Annotated in this window: 23 protein-coding genes and 1 tRNA gene; 9 read left to right on the top strand and 15 right to left on the bottom strand. The window is 66.9% G+C overall.

Annotated elements, in window-relative coordinates:
- Nucleotides 1–2 precede the first annotated feature (2 nt).
- The 10 genes from J0H39_00520 to J0H39_00475 form a co-directional block, all read right to left on the bottom strand.
- On the bottom strand, nt 3–299 hold the full coding sequence (locus J0H39_00520; GenBank protein MBN9495208.1) for a DUF5615 family PIN-like protein: 297 nt from the start codon (nt 297–299) through the stop codon (nt 3–5).
- A gap of 20 nt (nt 300–319) precedes the next feature.
- Nucleotides 320–550 carry a DUF433 domain-containing protein gene (locus J0H39_00515; GenBank protein ID MBN9495207.1) on the bottom strand — a complete coding sequence of 77 codons (231 nt, stop codon included), beginning with the start codon at nt 548–550 and terminating at the stop codon, nt 320–322.
- Nucleotides 551–604: 54 nt separating this feature from the next.
- Nucleotides 605–1,669, bottom strand: coding sequence for an ABC transporter ATP-binding protein (locus J0H39_00510; GenBank protein ID MBN9495206.1), 1,065 nt, complete (start codon nt 1,667–1,669; stop codon nt 605–607).
- Nucleotides 1,666–2,151, bottom strand: coding sequence for an RNA pyrophosphohydrolase (locus tag J0H39_00505; protein MBN9495205.1), 486 nt, complete (start codon nt 2,149–2,151; stop codon nt 1,666–1,668). The genes J0H39_00510 and J0H39_00505 overlap by 4 nt, the downstream gene beginning before the upstream one ends.
- Entirely contained in the window at nt 2,148–3,500 is a 1,353-nt protein-coding gene (locus J0H39_00500; GenBank protein ID MBN9495204.1) for a divergent polysaccharide deacetylase family protein, read from the bottom strand. Before J0H39_00500 ends, J0H39_00505 begins: the two co-directional genes overlap by 4 nt.
- 29 nt (nt 3,501–3,529) lie before the next feature.
- Nucleotides 3,530–4,849, bottom strand: coding sequence for a S41 family peptidase (locus tag J0H39_00495; protein MBN9495203.1), 1,320 nt, complete (start codon nt 4,847–4,849; stop codon nt 3,530–3,532).
- A gap of 74 nt (nt 4,850–4,923) precedes the next feature.
- Complete coding sequence (locus J0H39_00490) at nt 4,924–6,096, bottom strand: peptidoglycan DD-metalloendopeptidase family protein (GenBank protein MBN9495202.1); 1,173 nt, start codon at nt 6,094–6,096, stop codon at nt 4,924–4,926.
- Nucleotides 6,093–7,646: a 2,3-bisphosphoglycerate-independent phosphoglycerate mutase gene (locus J0H39_00485; GenBank protein ID MBN9495201.1), complete on the bottom strand. Its 1,554-nt coding sequence runs from the start codon at nt 7,644–7,646 to the stop codon at nt 6,093–6,095. The genes J0H39_00490 and J0H39_00485 overlap by 4 nt, the downstream gene beginning before the upstream one ends.
- Nucleotides 7,643–8,242 (bottom strand): NUDIX hydrolase, encoded by a 600-nt coding sequence (locus J0H39_00480; protein MBN9495200.1) that lies wholly within the window; start codon nt 8,240–8,242, stop codon nt 7,643–7,645. Before J0H39_00480 ends, J0H39_00485 begins: the two co-directional genes overlap by 4 nt.
- Nucleotides 8,239–8,955, bottom strand: coding sequence for an NTP transferase domain-containing protein (locus tag J0H39_00475; protein MBN9495199.1), 717 nt, complete (start codon nt 8,953–8,955; stop codon nt 8,239–8,241). Before J0H39_00475 ends, J0H39_00480 begins: the two co-directional genes overlap by 4 nt.
- 106 nt (nt 8,956–9,061) lie before the next feature.
- Here J0H39_00475 and J0H39_00470 point away from each other — a divergent pair.
- Nucleotides 9,062–9,147 (top strand) — tRNA-Leu (locus J0H39_00470).
- A 123-nt stretch (nt 9,148–9,270) separates the two neighbouring features.
- A complete protein-coding gene (locus J0H39_00465; GenBank protein ID MBN9495198.1) occupies nt 9,271–10,215 on the top strand; it encodes a DMT family transporter in 945 nt (314 codons plus the stop codon).
- A 9-nt stretch (nt 10,216–10,224) separates the two neighbouring features.
- Here J0H39_00465 and J0H39_00460 read toward each other — a convergent pair whose 3' ends face one another.
- Entirely contained in the window at nt 10,225–11,178 is a 954-nt protein-coding gene (locus tag J0H39_00460) for an AraC family transcriptional regulator (protein ID MBN9495197.1), read from the bottom strand.
- A gap of 64 nt (nt 11,179–11,242) precedes the next feature.
- On the opposite strand from J0H39_00460, the gene J0H39_00455 reads away from it, so the two are divergent.
- Nucleotides 11,243–12,469 carry an MFS transporter gene (locus J0H39_00455; GenBank protein MBN9495196.1) on the top strand — a complete coding sequence of 409 codons (1,227 nt, stop codon included), beginning with the start codon at nt 11,243–11,245 and terminating at the stop codon, nt 12,467–12,469.
- On the opposite strand, the gene megL is transcribed toward J0H39_00455, so the two are convergent.
- Nucleotides 12,466–13,665 carry a methionine gamma-lyase gene (gene megL / locus J0H39_00450; GenBank protein MBN9495195.1) on the bottom strand — a complete coding sequence of 400 codons (1,200 nt, stop codon included), beginning with the start codon at nt 13,663–13,665 and terminating at the stop codon, nt 12,466–12,468. The two genes, J0H39_00455 and megL, sit on opposite strands and share 4 nt — an antisense overlap.
- A gap of 213 nt (nt 13,666–13,878) precedes the next feature.
- Here megL and soxY point away from each other — a divergent pair, with 213 nt between their 5' ends.
- Both soxY and soxZ read left to right on the top strand, forming a co-directional pair.
- Nucleotides 13,879–14,349, top strand: a complete 471-nt coding sequence (soxY, locus tag J0H39_00445) for a thiosulfate oxidation carrier protein SoxY (protein ID MBN9495194.1) — start codon at nt 13,879–13,881, stop codon at nt 14,347–14,349.
- 16 nt (nt 14,350–14,365) lie between these two features.
- Nucleotides 14,366–14,677, top strand: coding sequence for a thiosulfate oxidation carrier complex protein SoxZ (soxZ, locus tag J0H39_00440; protein MBN9495193.1), 312 nt, complete (start codon nt 14,366–14,368; stop codon nt 14,675–14,677).
- A 2-nt stretch (nt 14,678–14,679) separates the two neighbouring features.
- Here the strand turns inward: soxZ and J0H39_00435 are convergent, their stop codons facing one another.
- Nucleotides 14,680–15,426: a sulfite exporter TauE/SafE family protein gene (locus tag J0H39_00435; protein MBN9495192.1), complete on the bottom strand. Its 747-nt coding sequence runs from the start codon at nt 15,424–15,426 to the stop codon at nt 14,680–14,682.
- Between the two features lie 309 nt (nt 15,427–15,735).
- Between J0H39_00435 and J0H39_00430 the strand changes: the two genes are divergently transcribed.
- The gene (locus J0H39_00430; GenBank protein MBN9495191.1) at nt 15,736–16,047 is read left to right on the top strand and encodes a ribbon-helix-helix domain-containing protein; all 312 of its coding nucleotides are present in this window, start codon (nt 15,736–15,738) and stop codon (nt 16,045–16,047) included.
- A gap of 104 nt (nt 16,048–16,151) precedes the next feature.
- A complete protein-coding gene (locus J0H39_00425; GenBank protein ID MBN9495190.1) occupies nt 16,152–16,940 on the top strand; it encodes a TIM barrel protein in 789 nt (262 codons plus the stop codon).
- Here J0H39_00425 and J0H39_00420 read toward each other — a convergent pair.
- Entirely contained in the window at nt 16,912–17,655 is a 744-nt protein-coding gene (locus J0H39_00420) for a DUF2470 domain-containing protein (GenBank protein ID MBN9495189.1), read from the bottom strand. The genes J0H39_00425 and J0H39_00420 overlap by 29 nt on opposite strands.
- 170 nt (nt 17,656–17,825) lie before the next feature.
- Between J0H39_00420 and J0H39_00415 the strand changes: the two genes are divergently transcribed.
- Both J0H39_00415 and J0H39_00410 read left to right on the top strand, forming a co-directional pair.
- A complete protein-coding gene (locus J0H39_00415; GenBank protein ID MBN9495188.1) occupies nt 17,826–18,551 on the top strand; it encodes a response regulator transcription factor in 726 nt (241 codons plus the stop codon).
- A gap of 23 nt (nt 18,552–18,574) precedes the next feature.
- On the top strand, nt 18,575–20,236 hold the full coding sequence (locus tag J0H39_00410; GenBank protein ID MBN9495187.1) for a stimulus-sensing domain-containing protein: 1,662 nt from the start codon (nt 18,575–18,577) through the stop codon (nt 20,234–20,236).
- Here J0H39_00410 and J0H39_00405 read toward each other — a convergent pair.
- Nucleotides 20,233–22,158 carry a HAMP domain-containing protein gene (locus J0H39_00405; protein ID MBN9495186.1) on the bottom strand — a complete coding sequence of 642 codons (1,926 nt, stop codon included), beginning with the start codon at nt 22,156–22,158 and terminating at the stop codon, nt 20,233–20,235. The genes J0H39_00410 and J0H39_00405 overlap by 4 nt on opposite strands.
- Between the last annotated feature and the right edge of the window lie 94 nt (nt 22,159–22,252).

Genomic DNA, 22,252 nt, shown 5'->3' with positions numbered 1-22,252 from the left:
CGCTAGCGAAGCTCGACGAGCTTAGCGCCTTCGGCGAAGTGCGCCAGGATTTGCGGCAAGGCCAATTCCATTCGGTCGATCAAGGCGCGCGTGCCAAGATTACCGGTGCGGACCCAAACCACCTTGATCGCTGTTTCGCCGGCCGGTGTGAAGTCGCGATCCTTCGTGACGACGATCGCGCCGATCCCGGCGGCGTAGGCGCGGATGGCGGAATCCGCCGCATCGCGTAGATCGACTTCCTGAACGTGATGGGCGTCGTGTCCGGCGTTACGCAACCATACGGCCAACTGCGGCGGCAATTGGGCATCGACGAGGAATATCACTCGGCGGCCGACGTGACGACCGGGTGCCCGATTTCGCGCGCGGCATAGGCCAGCGCGGCGGTGATGTCGTCCGCTTCGAGATAGGGGTAGTCCGCCAAAATCTCGGCATGCGTCATGCCGCCGGCCAGCATCTCAAGGATGTCGGTCACGCGAATGCGCATGCCACGGATGCAGGGCTGACCGTGGCATTGTTCGGCGCGGATGGTGATGCGGGACATCGGATTCATGCGCGCATTCTATACTTTTTGCGGCAGCCGCGCCACAAGCCGCCTGACGGACGGCTAGTCCGTCACCCAGCCGTCGACGAGGCCCAGCGCAATTTTGTCGCCCGCATGCGGGTGGCCGTCGTCGGGCAGCGACAAACGCAGCAACGCGGCGGGATCGGCGTCGGGCACGGCGTCGATATCCCACGATCCGCCGACATACGCGGCGCGTTTGATCGTCGCGGGAAAACCGTCGGCAGCGAGGGCGAGGTCTTCGGGCCGCAATACGAGCGACGCGGGGCCCGGGGCGCGATCGCCCGCACAGCGCACGCGGAAACGCCGCCCGTAAAGTTCGATCCCCGCTTTGCCGCCTTCCGCCGCCAGCATTTCGGTTTTGACGATGGCGCCGCGCCCGACGAAGGCGCCGATCGTGGCGGTCGCGGGCTCGCGATAGAGAGTCCGTGGGTCCGCAAATTGAACGATGCGGCCGGCTTCCATCACGGCGATGCGATCGGCCAGCGCCATCGCTTCGGCCTGATCGTGGGTGACGTAGAGCATCGTCGCCTTCGTCTTGGCATGAAACGCCGCGAAGGTTTCGAGCATCGAGGCGCGCAGATGGACGTCGAGATTGGCGAGCGGCTCGTCGAGCAGCACGATCGCCGGGTCCATCGCCAAGCAGCGCGCAAGCGCCACGCGTTGACGCTGGCCGCCCGACAATTCGGCGGGTTTGCGGTCCTCGTAACCGGCGAGGTCGACGCTGGCGAGCGCTTCGGCGATGCGCGCCTTGCGCTTCGCGTCGGGTACATGCGCCACTTCCAGCGCGTAGCCGACATTGCGGCCCACGCTCATATGCGGCCACAGCGCGTAGGATTGAAACACGATGCCCACGCGGCGTTCTTCGGGCGGCACATGCGATGCCCCGCCGGATACGATGCGCGACCCCAGCGCGATCGTGCCGCGATCGGGCGTTTCGAATCCGGCGACGAGGCGCAGCAGCGTGGATTTGCCGCAGCCCGAAGCGCCGAGCAACGCGACGAACTCGCCGTTCGCGATGTTGAGGTCGGTCGGCTCCAACGCACGGACAGTTCCGCCTTGGGCGGTGGCGAAGCTTTTCGCCACACCGGACAAAACCAGTTCGCTCATGGCGCGACGGCTTTGCGCACGATGGGCCCGAGTTCGGCGACGACGCGGCGATAGAGGTCGCGCTTGAACGGCACGATCAGCGATTCGAGTTCGTCGAGGGCCGCCCAGCGCCAAGCGTCGAACTCCGCCTCATGCGCGTTGAGGTCGATGTCGGAGTCTTTGCCGAGGTGGCGAAGCGCGTACCATTTCTGGCGCTGGCCGCGATAACGGCCTTTCCAGACTTTCTTGCGCAATTCTTCGGGCAGGTCGTAGGCGATCCAGTCTTCGCTCTCGCCGACGATTTCGGCGTTGGTCACGCCCGTCTCCTCGGCGAGCTCGCGCAAGGCCGCCGCGCGCGGGTCCTCGCCGTCGTCGATGCCGCCTTGCGGCATTTGCCAGGCGTCCGGCGTGTCGTTGCGGCGCGCGACGAAGACGCGACCTTTGCGGTCGAACAGCATCAGTCCCACGCCGGGACGATAATCGGCCAATGTGACGGTTTTCATCGTTGCTGGGCGGCGGGTGCGGTCGCGGGCGCCGGGGCGGCCCCGGGGGCCGGTTGCCGATTGACCACGGCCGAAACGGGGGCGAGTACGAAGCCGCGATTCTCGACCAGCGCCAGCCAATTGATCAGGCGTTCGAACGTCACCGGGAAAGGCTGGCCGATGCCCACGGCGACACCGTTCTGGCGCGCGATGCGTTCCAGATCGTTGAGCGCGCGGTCGATCGCGGGGCGCGAGGCTTCGGTATCGATGATGCGATCGGCATAGACGCGCGGTACGCCCACGTCGTCGGCCACGCGCGCGGCGAGCGAGTTCTGCGCGGTGCGCGAATCGAGCAGCAGCAGACCGCGCTGGAACATCCGGTCGACGACGGGGCGCATCGCGTCGGCCGACGTGGTGAAGCGCGAGCCCGCCGCCGTCGCGATGCCGACATAGCCTTGCGCGCGGCCGAGCAAGCCGTCGAGCCGTTCGAGATTCTGGCGCGCCGACAACGTGGTCAGCAGCGTTTGCGGGCCGGGATCGGTCGCGGGGAAATCGGCGGGCTCCATCGGCACGTTCAACAGCACTTCGTGACCGGCCGCGCGCGCCAGCGCCACCCATTGCGTCAGGTTATCGGCGTAAGGGCTGAAGGCGAGCGTAATGGCGCCGCCAAGATTCTGGATCGCGGCGTTGCTTGCCGCCTGGCTCTTGCCCAGATCCGTCAGCACGATCGCGATGCGCGGGCGCTTTTCTTCCGGATCGAAGGGACGCGCGAACCGCACCCAAGTCGGTGCTTCCACGTCGCGCGGCGGCAACGGCGCCAATGACGGCGGGGCGGCCGGGCGCGCGGCTTGCTGCTGCGGTGCTGGCGCAGGCGTTGGTGCCGGAGCAGGGGAAGGTGTCGCTACCGGTGCTGCCGGTGCCGTTTGAATTGGTGCGGGCGGGGCGGGCGCGATCGGACGCGGGGCCGTCGGGGTTGCCGCCGGCGGCGGGGCCGGGGGTGTGACCGGTGCAGCGGGCGCTGTCGCTTGCGGGGCGGGCTCAGGCGTCGGGGCAGGAACCGGTGCCGGCGGCGGTTCGGGTGCTGCAACGGGTTCGGGTGTCGGCGCCGGTGCGGGCTCCGGAGCGGGCGGCGGCGGAACGGGGGCGGTCACCGCCGGTGTCGGCAAGCGCACCATCGCGACGACCGGATCGCCGAGATCGAGCTCGCTCTCCGGCGTCTGCGTTTGCGCCCACAGCACGTAACCGGCGACGGCGCCGATCAGCAGAATCCACGCGAGTGCCAGCAGCGGCGGCTTGCGCGTTCGCGCCGGGGCCGGCTTGGGGCTTGCGGGCGGCAAGGGCGGCGGATCGGACTCGTCTGTCGCCGCCATGCCCTGATTCCGATCCTAAACGCCCGCGCTCAGTTCGCGCGCTGCTGGAACAGCGCGAGGCCGCGCAGCAGATCGAGCGCACGGCTGAGCTGGTAGTCTTGCGCGCCCTCGGCGGGCGGTTCGTCGCTTTGCGGCGCCGGGGCGGCTTGCGGGGCGGCTGGTGCCGCGGGGGCTTGGCCGTTGGCGGGCGTTTGCGGGTTGCGCAAGGCGCCGCGCAGATCGGCCTCGCGGCGCACCGGCCCCGTCGGCGTCACTTCGATGCGCGCTTGCTCGACGGCGATATCGGGCTCGATGCCCTGCGCCTGGATCGACCGGCCCGACGGCGTGTAGTAGCGCGCGGTCGTCAGGCGAATCGCACCCTGGTTGCCCACGGGGCGGATCGTCTGGACCGAGCCTTTGCCGAAGGATTTGGTGCCGAGCAGGATCGCGCGGCGATGGTCCTGCAACGCGCCCGCGACGATTTCCGACGCCGACGCCGAGCCGCCATTGATCAGCACGACCATCGGCATGCCGCCCAGAAGATCGCCCGCGCGCGCGTTGTAGCGTTGCGCTTCCTCCGACCGGCGGCCGCGGGTCGAGACGATCTCGCCGCGTTCCAGGAACGCGTCGGAGACGGCGATCGCTTGGTCGAGCAAGCCGCCCGGATTGTTGCGCATGTCGAGCACGAGGCCCTTCATCTTGTCGCCGAGCTGCTCGCGGATGCGCTGGATGGCGTTGCGCAAGCCCACGTCCGTCTGCTCGGTGAAGCTGGTGATGCGCACATAGCCGATATCGCCTTCCACACGGCTGCGCACCGATTGGATGCGGATCACGGCGCGCGTCAGCGTCACTTCGAAGGGCTGCGCCTCGCCGCGGCGGATCAAAACCTTGAGCTGGCTGTTGACGGGCCCGCGCATCTTTTCGACCGCGTCCTGCAGCGTCATGCCCATCACCGGCTCGCCGTCGAGCATGACGATGAAGTCGTTGGGCTTCAATCCGGCGCGGAAAGCGGGCGTGTCGTCGATGGGCGACACGACCTTCACCAGGCCGTTCTCCATCGTCACTTCGATGCCAAGCCCGCCGAACTCGCCGCGCGTCTGCACCTGCATGTCGCGGAACGAACGCGCGTTGAGGAAGGACGAGTGCGGGTCGAGCGAGGTCAGCATGCCGTTGATCGCGTCTTCGACCAGTTTGCGGTCCTGCACTTCCTCGACATACTCGCTGCGCACGATCTCGAACACGTCGCCGAACAATTGAAGCAGGCGGAAGGTTTCCGAGCCGCCGCCGCTTTGCGGAGCTTGCGCTGAAACCGGCGACACGAAGGCAAGCGTGGCGGCGAGGCTGGCGGCGGCGAAGTGACGGGCGAACATCGGGGGTTCCTTTTCCGCCGGACCACGATGGCCCGGCCGTCGACACTCAAAATGCGTTCGCCGAGCAAACCGCGTTAGCGACGCGCACCGGCTTCGGCGCCGAACAGCAAGGGCGTGGGATCGACCGGCTGACCGTTGCGCCGAAGCTCCAGATAGAGCACCGGCGTTCCCTGCTCGCTCGCGCCCGCGCGCCCGACCGGTTCGCCCGCCGTCACGGCTTGTCCCACGACGGCGTCGATTCGGCCCAACTGCGCCAGAACCGAATGATATCCCCCGCTATGTTCGAGGATCAAGATAAGCCCGTAACCCCGGAACGGCCCGGCAAAGGCCACGGTTCCGTCGAACGGGGCGATCACGGCGGCGGTTTCGCGCGGTTCGATGGTCAGGCCCCGCGCGATTTGGCCCCCGCTTTGGGTATCGCCGAAGCTTTCGATCAACCCGCCGCGCACCGGCCAGCGATAGCCGGCCAAAGCCGCCAATTCCCCGGTGGCCCGCGACGGCGCCAGCGTGCGGGCGGCCGGGGCGCGGACGGGTGCGGCGACCGGGCGATCTTCCAAACGGGCCACCAAATCGCGCAAATCCTGGGCTTCGCGGCCCATGCGCTCCAGCCTGGCGGCGTATTCGCGGGAATCGTCGGTCAGGCGGCTGAGCGCCTTGTTGCGCGCCTCGATCGCCGCGTCGAGCCGGGCGGATTCGGCCGCCAGGGCGGCCAGCGCCGCCGATAATTTTTCGCGTTCCCGGGAAGCCGCGACACGGGCGGTTTCCAGCGCCGTCAATTCCCGACGCAGTTCGGTGGCGCGGCGCTCCAATTCCGGGATCGTGGCGGCGGCGAGCAGGCCGGCGCGCGCGGATTCGAGCGGCGAATGCGGCTCCAGCGCCAGCGATTCGGGCGGGCGGCGGGCGAGTTGCAGCAAGGCGCCCGCCGTCGCCGCGATTTCCGACCGGCGCTTGTCGATCGCCGCGCGCCGCGCTGCGGCGTCTTGGTCGAGTACCGCGATGCGCGTTTCGATCTCGAAGGCTTGGTCTTCGGCGGCCGACGCGGCGTTGGCGGCATCCACGCTTTTCAAACGCAGATCGGCGATGGCGGCGAGGGTCGCTTGCGTTTCGCGCGCGAGGCCGCGTTCGCGCCCGCGCTCTTGCTCCATCAGGCGCTCGAGCTCGACCAGCCGTTCCGACGGGTTGGTTTGGGCGGCGGCGTTAGCCGCGATCAGCAGCGAAAGAAAGGCGAGGGCGGCCGCCTTGTTCACGCCGGAACCGCGATCAGCGATCGCCCGGTCATCTCGGGCGGTGCCGCCAAGCCCATCAATTCGAGCAGCGTGGGTGCGACGTCCGCGAGCTTGCCGTCATGCACCGCGACGGGCGCGTTGCGCCCCGGCAAACGCGCGTCGAGCACGTAGACGGGCACGGGGTTCAGCGTGTGCGCGGTTTGCGCCTGGCCGGTGACCGGATCGAGCATGCATTCGCAATTGCCGTGATCGGCGGTGATCAACAACGCGCCGTGCATCTTTTCGACCGCTTCGGCCACGCGGCCCACGCAAGCATCGACCGTTTCGACCGCCTTGATCGCGGCCTTCAAGTCGCCGGTATGCCCGACCATGTCGCAATTGGCGTAGTTCACGACGACGAAATCGAATTCGCCCGACAGGATCGCCGCGACAAGCTTGTCGGTCATCTCGGGGGCCGACATCTCGGGCTGAAGATCGTAGGTCGCGACCTTGGGCGACGGCACCAGGATGCGTTTCTCGCCCGGCCATTCCTTCTCTTCGCCGCCGTTGAAGAAGAAGGTGACATGCGCGTATTTCTCGGTCTCGGCGATGCGCAATTGCGTGCGGCCGGCCTTCGACACGATCTCGCCCATCATGTTGGCCAGCGATTGCGGCGCGTACATCGCGGTCATGCGCTTGGCGAGGGCGGACGAATATTCCGCCATGCCCATCGCGGCGGCGAAATTCACGATGCGCGGCCGCGCGAAGCCCGCGAAAGCGGGATCGAGCAGCGCGTCGAGCGTTTGGCGCGCGCGATCGGCGCGGAAATTCGCCATCACCAAGACGTCGCCGTCCTTCATGCCCGCGTAACCGGGCATTGCGAACGGCTTGACGAATTCGTCGGCGATATCGGCGGCGTAGGAAGCGGCGACACCTTCTTGCCATGTCGCGAATTTCGGCGCGTTGGCGTCGACCATGGCGTTGTAGGCCAGCTCGACGCGTTCCCAGCGCTTGTCGCGATCCATCGCATAGTAGCGTCCGGCGATCGTGGCGAGCTTCGCGTTTTTCAGGCCCGCAATATCCGCGTCGAATTTGGCGAGAAAATCTTCCGCCGAGCGCGGGGCGGTGTCGCGCCCGTCGAGAAACGCGTGGATGCGCACGGCCACGCCCGCGTCCGAAAACGCGCGCGCGAGCGCGACGATATGATCTTGATGCGAATGCACGCCGCCGGGCGACAACAGGCCCATGATTTGCGCCGTACCGCCCGCAGCCTTCGCCTTGGCGATGGCGTCGGTCAACGCGGGAAGTTTGAAGAACGAACCGTCTTCGATCCCGGCATCGATGCGCACGAGATCCTGCATCACGACGCGGCCCGCCCCCAGATTCATATGCCCGACTTCCGAATTGCCCATCTGGCCGATGGGCAAGCCGACATGGCGTTCGGACGCTTCCAGGAAGGCGGGGGCGTGCAGGGCGCGCAACTTGTCGAAATTCGGCGTGCGGGCCAGCGCGATCGCGTTGTTCGCGCGTTCGACGCGGTGGCCGAACCCGTCCAACACGCACAAGACAACGGGGCGGGAAGTGCCAGTCATGGCTGGAACTTAGCCAGATTCCGCGCTCGCGCAAGCCCGACCAGGGTCAGCGCGTCGAAGATCTCGCCCGCCGATTCCAACGCGAGGATTTCGTCGTCGTCGAGCAGCGTCGCGCGGCCCATGCCGAGTTCGGAATCGAGCGTGGCGCCCGTCGGCGCGCAATCGCGCGCCAGAAACAACGCGGCGAAGCCCGCGATGCTCGACGGTTCGGCCGCGACGAGGCCCAAGGGAACCAGCGAGAGCGCCGAGGCAAGGCCGGTTTCTTCGGCGAGTTCGCGCCGTGCGGCGCTGGGCTCGTCCTCGCCCGCATCGACGAAGCCCTTGGGCAATTCCCAGCCCCAGCGGCCGATCGGATGGCGCCAATTGCGCAGCAACGCGATGCGCCCGTCCTTGACGCGCGCGACGACGGCCACACCTTGCGTGGGGGCCGCTTTGCCTTCCGACGCGTCGGGGGCCGCTTTGGGGGCGAGTGTGACGTAGTCGCGCACTTCGTTGCCCGCATCGTCGCGAATATGGTCGCGGCGCACGCGCCAGACCTTGTTCTCGAAGGCGGTCTCGCGCGCCACGACGCGCACCGGCGGTTCCTTGTCGCTCATGTTTTCGGTCCTATGACGATCGACGCGGCCCCTTGCCAGCTTTCCGGCGTGCCGATATCGACGAAGCGCGCGCGTCGGTCGATTGGGGCCGCGATCGTGCCGGGCGCCAGGCGTTCGAACACATCGCGTTCGAGCGAAACGGGACGGCCGGTTTCGATGCCGCCGATCAATTCGCGCGACAGAAGATAGATGCCCGCATTGATCGCGGCCGTGCCGTTGAAGGACGGGTCCTTTTCGACGAAGCGCATGACCTTGCCATGCGCGATATCGAGCCGCCCGTAGCGCCCGGCATCGTCGACCTCGACCGCCAGCATCGTCGCGGGCTTCGCATAAGCGGCGCAGAAAGCGCCCAGATCGGCATCGACGAATGTGTCGCCATTGACGATCAGTACGGGATCGCTGCGGAATTTGGACGCGGCAAAAGCCAGCGCGCCGCCGGTACCCAGCGGTTCGGGCTCGATCGACCAATCGAAGTCGATTCCGGCGCGGCGATGCGCATCCAGATGCGCCGTGACCATGTCCGCGCGATGGCCGAGCAGGAAGACGATTCGTTTGGCGCCTTGTGCGGCCAGAAAATCGACCAGATGTTCGACGAAAGGCCGCCCGGCGACCGGGGCCAGCACTTTGGGCAGGCCCGGCACGGCGCCGGCCAAGCGCGTGCCCAAACCGCCCGCAAGCACGGCGATATCGATGTCGGAAAGGCGACGGCCCATGGCTCTGGCTACGACGCGCGGAAGATCGGCGCAAGGCCCCGTAAAAATATTGACGTGGGCGCCGCTATCCCTATGATCCCGCGCGCTCTATCCGGCGACTTGGTTGGCCCCAGTGGCGGAACGGTAGACGCGGCAGACTCAAAATCTGTTGCCCGCAAGGGCGTGCTGGTTCAAGTCCGGCCTGGGGCACCATTTCGGCTTTATCGACATCGCGACGCGTGTGACGGCCGGCCGCATAGCGGATCACGGCTTTTCGCGCTTGCCGTCGGGGTGGGGATCGGCGAACCATTCATCCGACGTTTGGGAGGAATTCGCTTGTCCACCTCGCCGATCGCGCGGCTTCAGAACCTGCGGCGCGATTTTCGGTCGTTACCGCCCGATTTCGCCGCTTCGCTGTTGATGCTCGCGGCGATGTGCATGTTCGTGGTCACCGGCGTGTTGATCCGCGACGCGGCCCAAACGCTGCCGGTGGTCGAGATCCTGTTCCTGCGCCAGACCTTGGCGGTGCTGATCATGTCGCCGCTGTTCTGGCGCCATCGCAGCGCCATCCTGCATCCGCAAGGCTTGCGCTTGCATCTGCTGCGCGGCGGGGCCGCCGTCTGCGCGATGCTGTGCGGCAACACCGCCGTCGTCTACATCCCTTTCGCCGACGTGACCGCGATCCAAATGTCGGAGGTGCTGTTCATCACCGCCCTCGCCGCGATCTTTCTGGGCGAGAAAGTCGGCTGGCGGCGCTGGACGGCGACGGCGGTCGGGTTCTTCGGCGTGGGCGTGATGCTTCAGCCTTTCTCCGGTCCGATCGAATTCTACGCGCTGCTGGCGCTGGCGGGTTCGGCGGCGGGTGCCGTTTCGGTCGTCACGCTGCGCTTCGGTTCGCGCTTCGACACCGCCGAAACGGTGATCTTCTTCCAAAGCCTGGTGCTGATCGCCTTCTTCACGCCGATGGCGTGGTGGGTGTGGGTGACGCCGACGCCGGCCACGCTCGCGATCATAATCGTATTGGCGGTGCTGCAGGCCGTCTCGACCTTGCTGTTCACCACGGCGTTCCGCACCGGCAACGCGTCGGCGATCGCACCACTGCAATATCTGCGGCTGCTGATGATGGCGGCGGTCGGCTATTGGCTTTACGGCGAGACGCCCACGCTGGCGACGATCGCGGGCTCGGCCTTGATCGTCGCCGCGGCGATCTACACGCTGCACCGCAATTCGGTGCGCCAATCGCAGATCCCGCCGACCCCGCGCCCCGAAGGCCCGGCGTAAGCCCCGCGATCAAGCGCCGGCGCGGAAATGGCTGGGGGCGGCCCCGGTCACGCGTTTGAAGGCGCGGCTGAACGACGCTTCCGAATCGTAGCCCAAACGCTGCGCGACCACGCCGATGCGCAGCTTGTCGCGCGACAGCCATTGCCGCGCCTGGTGCATGCGGATCTGCGTGACGTAGTGCATGGGCGTTTCGCCCACCACCTCGGCGAAACGCGCCGCAAAGCCCGAACGCGATTGGCCGATCAACGCGGCAAGCGATTCGACCGTCCAGTCGTTGGCCGGATCGGCGTGGATCGCGGCGAGCACGCGGCCGATCTGGGGGCTGCGCGCGGCGGCGACCCAGCCTTTGGTGTCGCCGCAACCGCTTTCGACCCAGGCGCGGATGATCGTCGCGGCGATGACGTCGGCAAGACGCGCAAGGATGCCGCCCGCCCCCACGCGATCGAGCGCCGTTTCGCGCGCCATCGCTTCCAGCAGCGGCAGCAAGCCCGGCTCGTTGCCCGACAAATCGCAAAGCTGCATCGTGTCGGGCATCAAGCGCAGCAGCGGATGATCGGCATCGACGTTGAACGCCATGCGTCCGCTGAACAGCCGCGTCGTGGCACCGCCGCCGCCGCCGTGAATGTCGACGATGTCGCCGCACAGCTTTTTGACCGCGCATTCGGATGTGGACGCATCGTTCGATCCCGGCGCGCTGGCCAGAACATGCGCGCGTCCGCGCGGCAGCAGCACCGCGTCGCCGTTCTTGAGCGCCCGCCACGTGCCATCGGGCATGCGCAGCCAGCACGGCGGCCCGCTGACGAAATAGAATTTTGCCGCGTCCTCCGCCTCGTAGCTCAGCGTCCAAGGGGCGGTCATCTCGCAGCGGCAATAATCGACGCCGTCGAGGCGCAGGCCGCGCAGCATCTCGCTCAGATAATCGGCCGTCGTCGGCGCGACGATTTTGGACGAATTGTCATGCATTGGGGGTTATATAGCATGGAAACGCCGGATTTCGACCCCATCTCCGGGGACGAAAGGAATTTCCATGTCCCATTCCACGCATGAAGTCGCGGCCGAGACGCCGCAAAAGCCGCTTTGGGCGGGCGTCATCTCGCTCGCGTTCGGTTCGTTCAGCTTCGTCACCGCCGAATTCCTGCCCGCAAGCTTGCTCACGCCGATGGCCGCCGATATCGGCGTGACGGTCGGTGCGGCCGGGCAGGCGATCAGCGCCACCGCCATCGCGGCGGGGATCGCGGCATTGATCACCGCGATCGTGTCGCGCGGGATCGACCGGCGCATCGTGATCTGGACGCTCAGCGTGTCCTTGATCGTCTCCAGCATTCTGACCGCGACGGCCGAAAGCCTGCCGGCACTGCTGATCGCGCGCGTATTGCTCGGCATCGGGCTGGGCGGCTTCTGGTCGATGGCGGCCGCCATCGCCATGCGCTTGGTGCCGGCCGAGTCCTTGCCGCGCGCGATCTCGCTGGTGCTGATGGGCGTGTCGGTGGCGACGGTCAGCGCCGCCCCGGTCGGCGCCTATCTCGGCGCGTTGATCGGCTGGCGCGCGGTGTTCCTGCTTGCCTCGTTCGTCGGCGTCGTGGCGCTGGCGGTGCAGCTTTTGTCGCTGCCGCGCTTGCCCGCGCGGGGCGCACCCGATCTCGGCACGTTGATCGTGCTCGCGCGCAAACCCGCCATCGCGCTGGTGCTGATCGGCGTGGTCGTGACCATCTCGGGCCATTTCGCCGGCTTCACCTATATCCGGCCGTTCCTCGAAACCATGCCGCGTCTGTCGGTCGAGTCGATCTCGCTCGTCCTGCTCGCCTTCGGTCTGGGCGGGTTCGTCGGCAATCTCGTCGGCGGCGCCATCACCGCGCGCAGCGCCAAATCCGCCGTCGTGTTCGGCGCGGCGATCGTCGCGGCGATGGGCGGCACGCTGTTGCTGTTCGGGACATCGGGCATCGTCGCGGGCGTCGCGGTGGGCCTTTGGGGCTTCGCCTTCGGCGCGTTGCCGGTCGGCTTCCAGACCTGGATGGTGCGCGTGGCGCCGCCGGACCTCGCGGAATCCGCCGGCGGCATCTTGGTCGCGGCGTTTCAAGTCGCGATCACCGGCGGGGCCGTGTTCGGCGGTTTGCTGGTCGATGGCTTCGGCACGCCGGGCGTCGTCGCTTATATGACGATCGCGACGTCGCTGGGCGCACTCGGCGTCATCCTCGCCGGGCGCCGCAGCCCCGAACGCATCGAAGCGACGGCGGAAGCGGCGGCGGTCGTTTAAACGACCGCCGTCAACGCCTGCTCGAGATCGTCCCAGATATCTTCGACGTTCTCGAGCCCGACGGAGAGGCGGATGAGCCCGTCGGAAATGCCGTGCTTGGCGCGCACTTCGGGCTCATAGGCCGCATGCGTCATGCTGGCGGGGTGCTGGATCAGCGTTTCCGCATCCCCCAAGCTGACCGCGCGGCGGATGATGTCGAGCTTGTCCATCACGGCGATACCCGCCTTGATGCCGCCTTTGATCTCGAACGCGATCAAGCCGCCGCCCGCCGACATCTGGCGTTTGACGATCGTGGCGCGCGGGTGATCGGAAAGGCCGGGGTAATGCAGCGTCTCGATCGCCGGATGCTTGGCCAAGCGTTCGGCGATCGTCGCGGCGGATTTGGAATGGCGCTCGACGCGGATCTCCAGCGTCTTCAACCCGCGCAGCATCAGGAATGCGGCGAAAGGCGAGATCGTCGCACCGGTGAGGAAGCGCAAGCCGTTCATGCGGATCGTCTTGATCGTCTCCGCCTTGCCTGCAACCACGCCCGCGAGCAGATCGCCATGCCCGCCCAGGAACTTCGTCGCCGAATGGATCACCAGATCGGCGCCGAGATCGATCGGGCGTTGCAGGATCGGTGTCGCGAAGGTGTTGTCGACGACGACCAGCACGTTCTTGGCGCGCGCCAGCGCCACCACGCCCGCGATGTCGACGATGCGCAAATTCGGATTGGCCGGCGTTTCGAAATAGACGAGCTTGGTCTTCGGCCCGATCGCGGCGGCGACTTCATCGAGATTCGTGAAGTCGACGAACTTCGTCTCGATCCCGAAGCGCGTCACACCCTTGTCGAGCAGCGCGTAAGTGTTGCCGTAGACGACCTTGTCCGCGACGATCCCGTCGCCTTGGTTCAGCAGCGACCAAAACGTGCCCGAGATCGCCGCCATGCCCGAGGCGACGACCAGAGCCGCCTCGGCGTTCTCCAGATCGGCGATGCGCTGTTCGAGCAGCGATTGCGTCGGGTTCTTGGTGCGGCCGTAGATGTAACCTTCGCGCTCGCCGCGGAACAACGCCGCCCCTTGTTCGACCGATTCGAACGCGTAGGTCGACGTCAAATAGATCGGCGGGGTCAGCGCGCCTTGCGCGGTGGCGGGGTCGTAGCCCAGATGGATCGCGCGCGTGGCTTGGCCCGCGCGTTTGTTGCGGCCGCTTTTCATCGATTTCTCCCGCCGGGCGATCCCGGTTTTGATTTCCCATCGAAATTCGAGGAAAGGGCGGCTTCGCGCAAGCTTTTCGGCCGTCCAAATTTCTCACGTCGGGTTCAAATTCGATTGTTTCGGCGAAGGGGCGCGGGCGGTTATGATCGTGGGCTTGCATCGGCCACCCCCCGAACCCATTTCCGGCGGATGCGATCAGGAGCGGATTTCGAGATGAGCGGTTTTGCACTCACGCGCCGGCGGGCGCTGAAAACCGGCGGCGCGGTGGCGGCGCTGATCGCGGCGGGCTTTCTGCCGCGCGACGCCTTCGCCGCGTGGAACCAGACGGCATTCGAAGCCAAAGGCGTGGCCGAATCCTTGCGCGCCTTGGGCTTGGCCCAGCCGGCGGCGTCGGATCTGGTGCAGCTCGTGATGTCCGACGTGGCGGAGAACGGCGCGGTCGTGCCGGTGCAGATCCTTAGCCGCGCGCCGAACACCACGAAGATCGGCCTGATGGTCGAGCGCAATCCCAACACGCTGTCGGCGGTGTTCGATATCGGGGCGGGCATGCTGCCGGAAATCGCCACGCGCGTGCGCTTGCAGGAATCGTCGAACGTCGTCGCCTTCGTCGTCGCCGACGGCAAGGTGCTGACGGCAACGCGGCTCGTCAGCGTGACGCTCGGCGGCTGCGCCGTCAGTTCGTGAGCGGAGGGAGACGCCAATGACCAGCCCCACCCGTATCCGCGCCACGATCCGCGACGGTATCGTCGATGTGCGCGTGCTGATGACGCACGAAATGGAAACCGGCCAGCGTCCGGGCGACGACGGCAAGATGGTGCCCGCCTGGTTCATTCGCGAAGTCGCCGTCACGCATAACGGCAATACGGTGATGAGCGCCCAATGGGGCCCGGCGATTTCCAAGAATCCCTATTTGCAGTTCCGCTTTCGGGGCGGGGCCGCCGGCGACAAGATCGACGTGAAATGGACCGATAATCGCGGCGAATCGCGCAGCGATACCGCGGCGATCGCTTAGCGCTAAAATCCGCGCAGGATCATATTGGCGCCGCCGACGAAAATGACGGCGAGCACGAACATGCGCAACGCCGCTTGCGGCAGCATCCCGCGTATGCGCGCACCTGCGACCATACCGATCAGCAGCGGCAGGCACGCGGCGAGCGACAGCAGCAGCGTGTCGCCCGCCGGGCTTTGCACGCCCAGCACCGCGACGAACAAGCTGCCCGACCCGACGGTGTAGAGAATCGACACCGCCTTGACGAAATCGCCCGGCGATAGGCGCAAGCCGGTCAGATAAAGCGCGACGGCGGGCCCGAACAATGTGGTCAAGCCGCCGAGCACGCCGCCCAGCGCGCCGGCCGCGAAGCCGGCGATCTTTTCCAGCGACGCGGGAATTTTGAAACCGGGCGCCAGGGCGGTGGCGGCGGCGCCGGCGCACACGGCCGCACCCGCCACGACCAGCAGCACCGCGTCGGGCAGTTTGCCGGCCAGCATCACGCCGATGACGATGCCGCCCGCCAAGCCGATGGTCGTGGGCGTCAAACGACCGATCACGGCCAATGTGTCGCGCCCGCGAAAACCCTGGAACACGTTCGACAGGAACAGCGGCAGCGCCATCAGCTGCACCGCGAGCTTCACATCGACGAAGATCGTCAGCACCGGGATCACCACTAACGGCGTACCGATTCCGATGATCCCCTTGACGAGTCCGCCCGCGAGCAACGCCGCCGCCGCCGCGGCAAGGAATACGAGGTCGAGTTCGGGCAAAGGGGACGCCTGTGAATTCGAGAAGTTGTCTCGGGACAATTCGGGTGCCGCCGGCGCGAAGAGGCCGTTTGCGGCGGGTTTTCCTCGCATTCGCGTGCCGCGCGCGTCAAGCGCCCGGTTCGCGCGCGGCGATGAAAGGTATGATTCGCCGTACATACATACGAAGGCGCGGACGGAAGCGGGTTACCGCCGGGACGGAATCGTCCGCGAGCCGGGCGCTAATGTCTTCATGAGCGCCACAACTGTATGACGCTTCGCGGAGCGTCCGCTCCGCCATCGTCCGACCCTTCCCATAGCGACGGAGACATCATGCCCGTTTCGCGTTCCACTAAGCGCCGACAACCGCCGATCACCGCCAATCGTCCGCGCACCTTCCGCGTCGATTCCGATCGCCGTACTTCCGTGCGTCTCGAACCCTCTTTCTGGCGCGCGTTGCAGGACGCGGCCAAGCTCGAAGGCCAATCGCCCGCCGAATGGGCGCAAGTGCGCGGCGTGTTCGATCGTCCGCGCGCGCGGTCGTCGGCCCTGCGCGTCGCCTTGCTCGAATATTTCGTCGGTCGCGCGGTGCGCGGCCGGGGCCGTCGCGGTACCGCGCTGGCGTTGCTCGCCGCGGCTGAATAGTCCGGCGAATCCCTGCTAAGCTGCCCGGGATCGAAGGATCCCGGGCGCTTTTCCCGCCGCGATGAACGCGGCGTGCGGCGTCGATTTTTGAAGGCCGCATCGCCATGCCGCGTTTCTCCGCCAATCTCGACTGGCTCTACACCGATCTTCCACTGATCGATCGCATCGCCGCCGCTGCGCAAGACGGCTTCGCGGGCATCGAACTTCTGCGCCCTTACGTGCAACCGGCGGCGAAACTCGCGGCCGCCGTCCAAGCGGCGAAGCTGCATGTGGCGCTGGTCAATGGCCCGGCGGGCGATTGGGATGGCGGCGAGCGCGGCTTGGCCGCGTTGCCGGGGCGCGAGGCCGAATTCGCCGCGACGCTGCCCGTCGCCTTCGAATACGCGCAAGCGTTGAAATCGCCGCTCGTCCATATCATGTCGGGCTATGCGCCGGCGGGTGTCGATATCCAACGCTGCCACGCGACCTATGTCGCCAATCTCAAACTCGCGGCCAAGCAAGCGGCGGCGGCGGGTTTGCGCTTGGCGATCGAGCCGATCAACCCGATCGACATGCCGGGCTATTTCTTGAATCGCCAGGATCAGGCGCACGCGATCGTCGCGGAAGTGGGTGCCGCCAATCTCGGCGTGCAGATGGATTTCTACCACTGCCAGATGGTCGAAGGCGGGCTCGCGCGCCGCTTCGAAGCAGGCAAGGCCAATATCGTCCATATCCAGATCGCCGGCGTGCCGGGGCGCAACGAGCCCGATACGGGCGAGATCGCGTATCCGTTCCTGTTCGATCTGATCGACCGCAGCGGCTATGCGGGCTGGATCGGCTGCGAATACAAGCCGCGCACGGCCACGCGCGAAGGGCTCGGCTGGATCAAGCCGTATCTGACCGCGCGCGCTTGACCAAGCGCACGAGTTCGACGCGTGCCGTTTCGGCGTCGGTCACGCGCTTGTCGAACTTGACTCGCGCGGCGGTGCCGGTTTCGGGACGGCGGATATCCGCCCCTTCCGGATCGATTCCGGTCATCACCCAGCCATCGCCGCTTTCGCCCGCGAGTGTGGCGTAAAGCTGCACGGCGTCGGCGTGATCCGCGTTCATATGCGCGACGATGTCGGGCTCCGCGTCGATCAGCGCTTGTGACGCCTCGATCGCGAAATCCGCGAACCATTGGATTTTGCCGAAGCCCGCGACTTGATGCGCGCGGCCCGGCGCCACGCGCCAAAACGAAAAATCCTTGAAGCTTGCGTACATTTCCGCCGCCGGAAACCGCGCGAGGTAACGGCGCGAATGGCGTTCCTCGGTCGTCGGCGCGGCGACACCCATCAGGCTGACACGCGGGCCGGTCAACGGTTCCGCGCGGCCTTGCGTGCCGTCGAACAGCAGCGACACGCGCCCGTCTTTCAGCAGGTTTTTGGTGTGGTCGGCGAGGCCCGAAATCAGCAGCAGCGGGGCGCCGTCGTGATCGAACGCGATCTGCACCAAGCTCGCATAGGGGGCACCCGCTTCGGCGGTGTCGGGCCGGGCGAGCGTGGCGAGGACCGCTTTATCGCGGCTGCGGACCAGATGTCGCGCCGCAGCAAGGAAATCTTCGGTCGTTTGGGGCGTGTTTTCGGTCATTTGCCGGTGATTTTGCCGCGTCTTACGCGCCCGGAAAAGAGCAAGCGGAAGTCAATTTTCCGCCATGTTCGCGGCGCAACGTCCCATCGAGCTTGACCATTGGCAGCGGAAGGCCCGAAAACATGTCCCTCTCGATCTTCGAAACCGCCAACCTCCCGACCGAATTGCCGATGAACGCCGCCACGGGCCAACGCACCATCGTTCTGGTCGACGACGACCGCAACATCCTGACCTCCGTCACGGTGCTGTTGGAGGCCGAGGGCTTCAAAGTCCGCGCCTTCTCCGACGGCGTCGAAGCGCTGAAATCGCTGGGGGCCGATCCCGCCGATCTCGCCGTGCTGGACATCAAGATGCCGCGCATGGACGGGATGACGCTGCTCGAGCGCATCCGCGAGAAATCCGCGATGCCCGTCATCTTCCTGACGTCGAAGGACGACGAGGTCGATCAGGTGATGGGTCTGCGCATGGGGGCCGACGACTACATCACCAAGCCGTTCTCGCAACGTCTGCTTGTCGAACGCATCCGCGCGCTGCTGCGCCGGCGCGATCTGATCCAGGGCGTGACCGGCCCCGCCTCGGGTGCGGCGGCCGAACCGCCGATGCTGCGCGGCGACCTGACGCTCGACGTCGAGCGCCATGCCTGCGAATGGAAGGGCACGCCGGTCACGCTGACCGTGACGGAATTCATGCTGCTGAAGGCGCTGGCCCAGCGCCCCGGCATGGTCAAAAGCCGCGACCAGTTGATGGATCTCGCCTATGGCGAGTCGATCTACGTGGACGATCGCACGATCGACAGCCATGTGAAGCGCCTGCGCAAGAAGTTCAAATCGGTCGATCCGGAATTCTCGCAGATCGAGACGCTGTACGGTCTCGGCTATCGCTACAAAGAGAAGTAAACCCCCGCTAGTATCGCGTCGACATGGCCGCTCGTCCCGGGCCGCGCCGGCGCTTCTCGCCGCTGACGCGGCGGATCCTTTTTCTGAACATGGTCCCGCTGCTGCTGCTGGCGGCGAGCGTGCTTTATCTCGACGATTTCCGCCGCGGCCTGATCGCGGCGGAAATGGAATCGCTGACCACGCAAGGCCGGATCATCGCGGCGGCGTTGGGCGAAGCGGCGGTGTCGATCGCGGAATCGGACGACGAGGAAGCCGACGATCGCTTGGCGCCCGACGCGTCGCGCCAGGTGCTGCGCCGTCTGGTGGAACCCGCCCGCCTGCGCGCGCGGCTTTACGATTACGACGGCACGTTGCTGGCCGATACGCGCTCGCTCGGCTCGGGCTCGTTCTCGGTCGATATCGACATTCTGCTGCCGCCCGGCACGCCGCCCAACGTTCTTCAGCTCGCGCTCGACGCCGCGATCGATCTATTGACCGGCGGCATCGGCCCGGCGGAGCTGGACCTGCCGCTGTATCGCGAGCGCGCCCAGACCAGTGCGCGCGATTACGAGGAAGCCGTGGCGGCGCTGGGCGGTGAGACGGGCTCCGCCATACGGCGCGACGGCGGCGGGCATTTGTCGATTTCGGTCGCCGTGCCCGTGCAGCGCTTCCGCCAGGTGCTGGGTGCCTTGCAGCTCACCAGCGACGGGCTCAACGTCGAGAACAGTCTGCGCGCCGTGCGCCGCGACATTCTGCACCTGACCGCCGGCGTGCTGGCGATCACGGTGCTGATCTCGCTTTATCTCGCGGGCACGATCGCGCGCCCGATCCGCCGCCTCGCGCGCGCGGCCGAACGCGTGCGCTTGGGCGGGCGCACATCGATCGGCGGCCAGGGGATCGGCGGCACGCTGGGGGCGGGGCTGGCGCTCGCCACCGCCATTCCCGATCTTTCCAAACGCGGCGACGAGATCGGCGATTTGTCGGCCAGCCTGCGCGCGATGACCGAAGCGCTCGCGCGCCGTCTCGATTCGATCGACCGTTTCGCGGCCGACGTGGCGCACGAGCTCAAGAACCCGCTGACCTCGCTCAAATCGGCCGTCGAAACGGCGGCGCGCGTGCCCGATCCGGCGGTGCGCGAAAAGCTGATGGCGATCGTGCTCGACGACGTGCAGCGCCTCGATCGCCTGATCACCGATATTTCGGGCGCGTCGCGCCTCGACGCGGAATTGTCGCGCGCCGACGCCGAAACGCTCGATGTCGCCGCGTTGCTCGAAGGTCTGTGCGACGCGCTCGCCGCCGTCGCCAAGGAAGGCCAGGCCAAGCCCGTCTACGAAGGGCCGGCGGGCGGCGGGTTGTTCGTGTCGGGCGTGGCCGATCGTTTGACGCAGGTTTTCCGCAACGTCATCGGCAACGCGCAATCCTTCTCGCCGCCGGGGGCCGATATCCGCGTGAGCGTATCGCGCGATCGCGCCTGGATCGTCGTGCGCATCGACGACGAAGGCCCCGGCATTCCCGAGGACAAGCTGGAAGCGATCTTCGATCGCTTCTATTCGGAGCGTCCGGCGAACGAGAAATTCGGCACCCATTCGGGGCTCGGCCTGTCGATTTCGCGCCAGATCGTCGAAGCGCATGGCGGCACGATCGCGGCGTCGAACCGCCTCGACAAGCAGGGTGCACGCTTCACGATCAGATTGCCGGTCGCCTAAGCGACGGCGGGCAAAGGCCGTTCCTGCGAGAGGGGCAGGGCCAGTTCCGCGCACACGCCCGTGGGCGTGTTCGAAAGCGTCAGCGTGCCGCCCATCAGGCGCGCAAGCTCGACCGAGATCGCCAGGCCGAGACCGGCCCCGCCGCCCGCGATTTCCGATCTACCGCCGCCGATAAACGGCGTGCCGATGGCGCGCAGAATCGCCTCGTCGACCGGCTTGCCGTCGTTGAGCACGGCGATCTGGGCTTGGCCGTTTTGGCCCCCGCTCAAATCGATCGTGATCAGGCCGCCGTGCTTGCCGTGGCGTGCGGCGTTGGCGACCAGATTGACCAGAATTTGCCGGATCGCGACCGGATCGCCGATCGCGGGGATCGATGCGCCGGTCATCTCGACCGTCGCTTCGGCCTTGGCGATATCCTTGGCGGCCAGGCGCACGGCGTCGCGCCGCAGAAGATCGAGATCGACCGATGTCGCTTCGAGGGCGCGCGCCGCACCGCCCAGGCGCGAAACCTCCAGCACGCGTTCGACCAGCGCCAGCAAATGCCGTCCGCTGTCGATAATGTCGCGCGCGTAGCTCGCATAGATATCGGGGATCGGTCCCATCACTTTGTGGGTCATCAGCTCGGCGAAGCCGATGATGGCGTTGAGCGGCGTGCGCAATTCGTGGCTCATGCGGCCTAGGAAGGCGCCCTTGGCGCGGTCGGCGCTTTCCGCGCGGTTCAACGCGTCGCGCAATTGCGCCATCGCCGCGCGCCGGTCCTCCGCGGCTTGCGTTTCCAGCGCATCGCGTTCGGCCGCCATCTTGCGCACGCGATACGCGTTGTCGCGGAACACTTCGACCGCTTGCGCCATCTGCCCGATTTCGTCGCGCCGATGCCGGGCCGGAATCGTCACGTCGATTTCGTCGCCGGCCAAGCGGCGCATCGCCGTCGTCATCTCGGCCAAGGGGCGCGTGATGTTGCGCGCGACCAGGAAGGCCACCAGCAACCCCGCCAGCAAGGCCGCGAACGAGATAAGGGCGATCGTCGTCGCCGTGCCGGTGACGGTGGCGCCGGCCGCGTCGCTGGTGGCTTGCGACGCGTCGACTTCGTTCAGGAAAAGCTGATCCAGATTCTGACCGATCGTATCGGCCAGATCCTGTTCGCCCACGCGCAGCAGCGCTTCGATGCGCAGCGCCACGTCGCCCGCCTCGATCAGCAGGCGCGGCAAAGGCGCGATCGGAATATGCGCCGTCGCGAGCGCTTCGGCGGCGGCGTCGTCGTCGGCGAGTTCCTGCGCGCGGGCGAAATTCTCGTTCAACGCTTCGAGCGCCTCGATCGCGTGCAGCATATAGGCTTGCGTGGGATCGGCCAGAAAGCGCGCGATGCGCACCCGGGCGATGCCCAGATTGTCTTGCGCGCGGCCCAATTCGCGCACCAGTACCGGCGCGCCGGCCGTGACGGCCGCCTCGAACGCGGCGGTCAGGGTCTGGCGCGCGGTCAGCGCCGTCGGCTCCAGCCGGCCGTTCACGGCGACTTCGTAGTCGTGGCGCAATTCGACGAGCTTATGCGCGGCTTCGCGGTAGCGCGCGAATTCGGGCAGCAATCGCGCGAGCGCCGCCTTGGCGCCTTGGGTGGTTTCGTTCGCTTCCAGCTTTTCCAGATCGACGCTCAGCATCGTCGCGCGTTCGATGATGCGCTCGCGCAGGCTGGTGCCGCCGCGCGCGGCGTGGGACTGAACCAGGCGGCGCAGTTCCTGGAAATCGGCGTTCAATTGGGCGGTGCGGATGACGCTGCGGTTGGCGGCGTCGACCTGGCCGAACAAGCCGCGCGCGTCGTAAAGCCCGACATATCCGACCCAGCCCGCGATCGCGAGCACGCACAAGATCAGCGCGTAGCTCGCCGCAATGCGAAAGCCGATGCCGAAGGTCGCGCGTGCGCGCATTCCCACTCCTAAAGATTTTCTCGCCGTCGCGGTCGCCAAGACGGCTCGATTTGGCCGCAATATCGTGGCGGAGGGATTAAACAAAACTGAACGG

This window comes from Alphaproteobacteria bacterium, assembly GCA_017308135.1.
GTDB lineage: Bacteria > Pseudomonadota > Alphaproteobacteria > CACIAM-22H2 > CACIAM-22H2 > Tagaea.
Note: the sequence above shows the minus strand (reverse complement) of the source record. Positions and strands in the feature narration are given on the sequence as shown.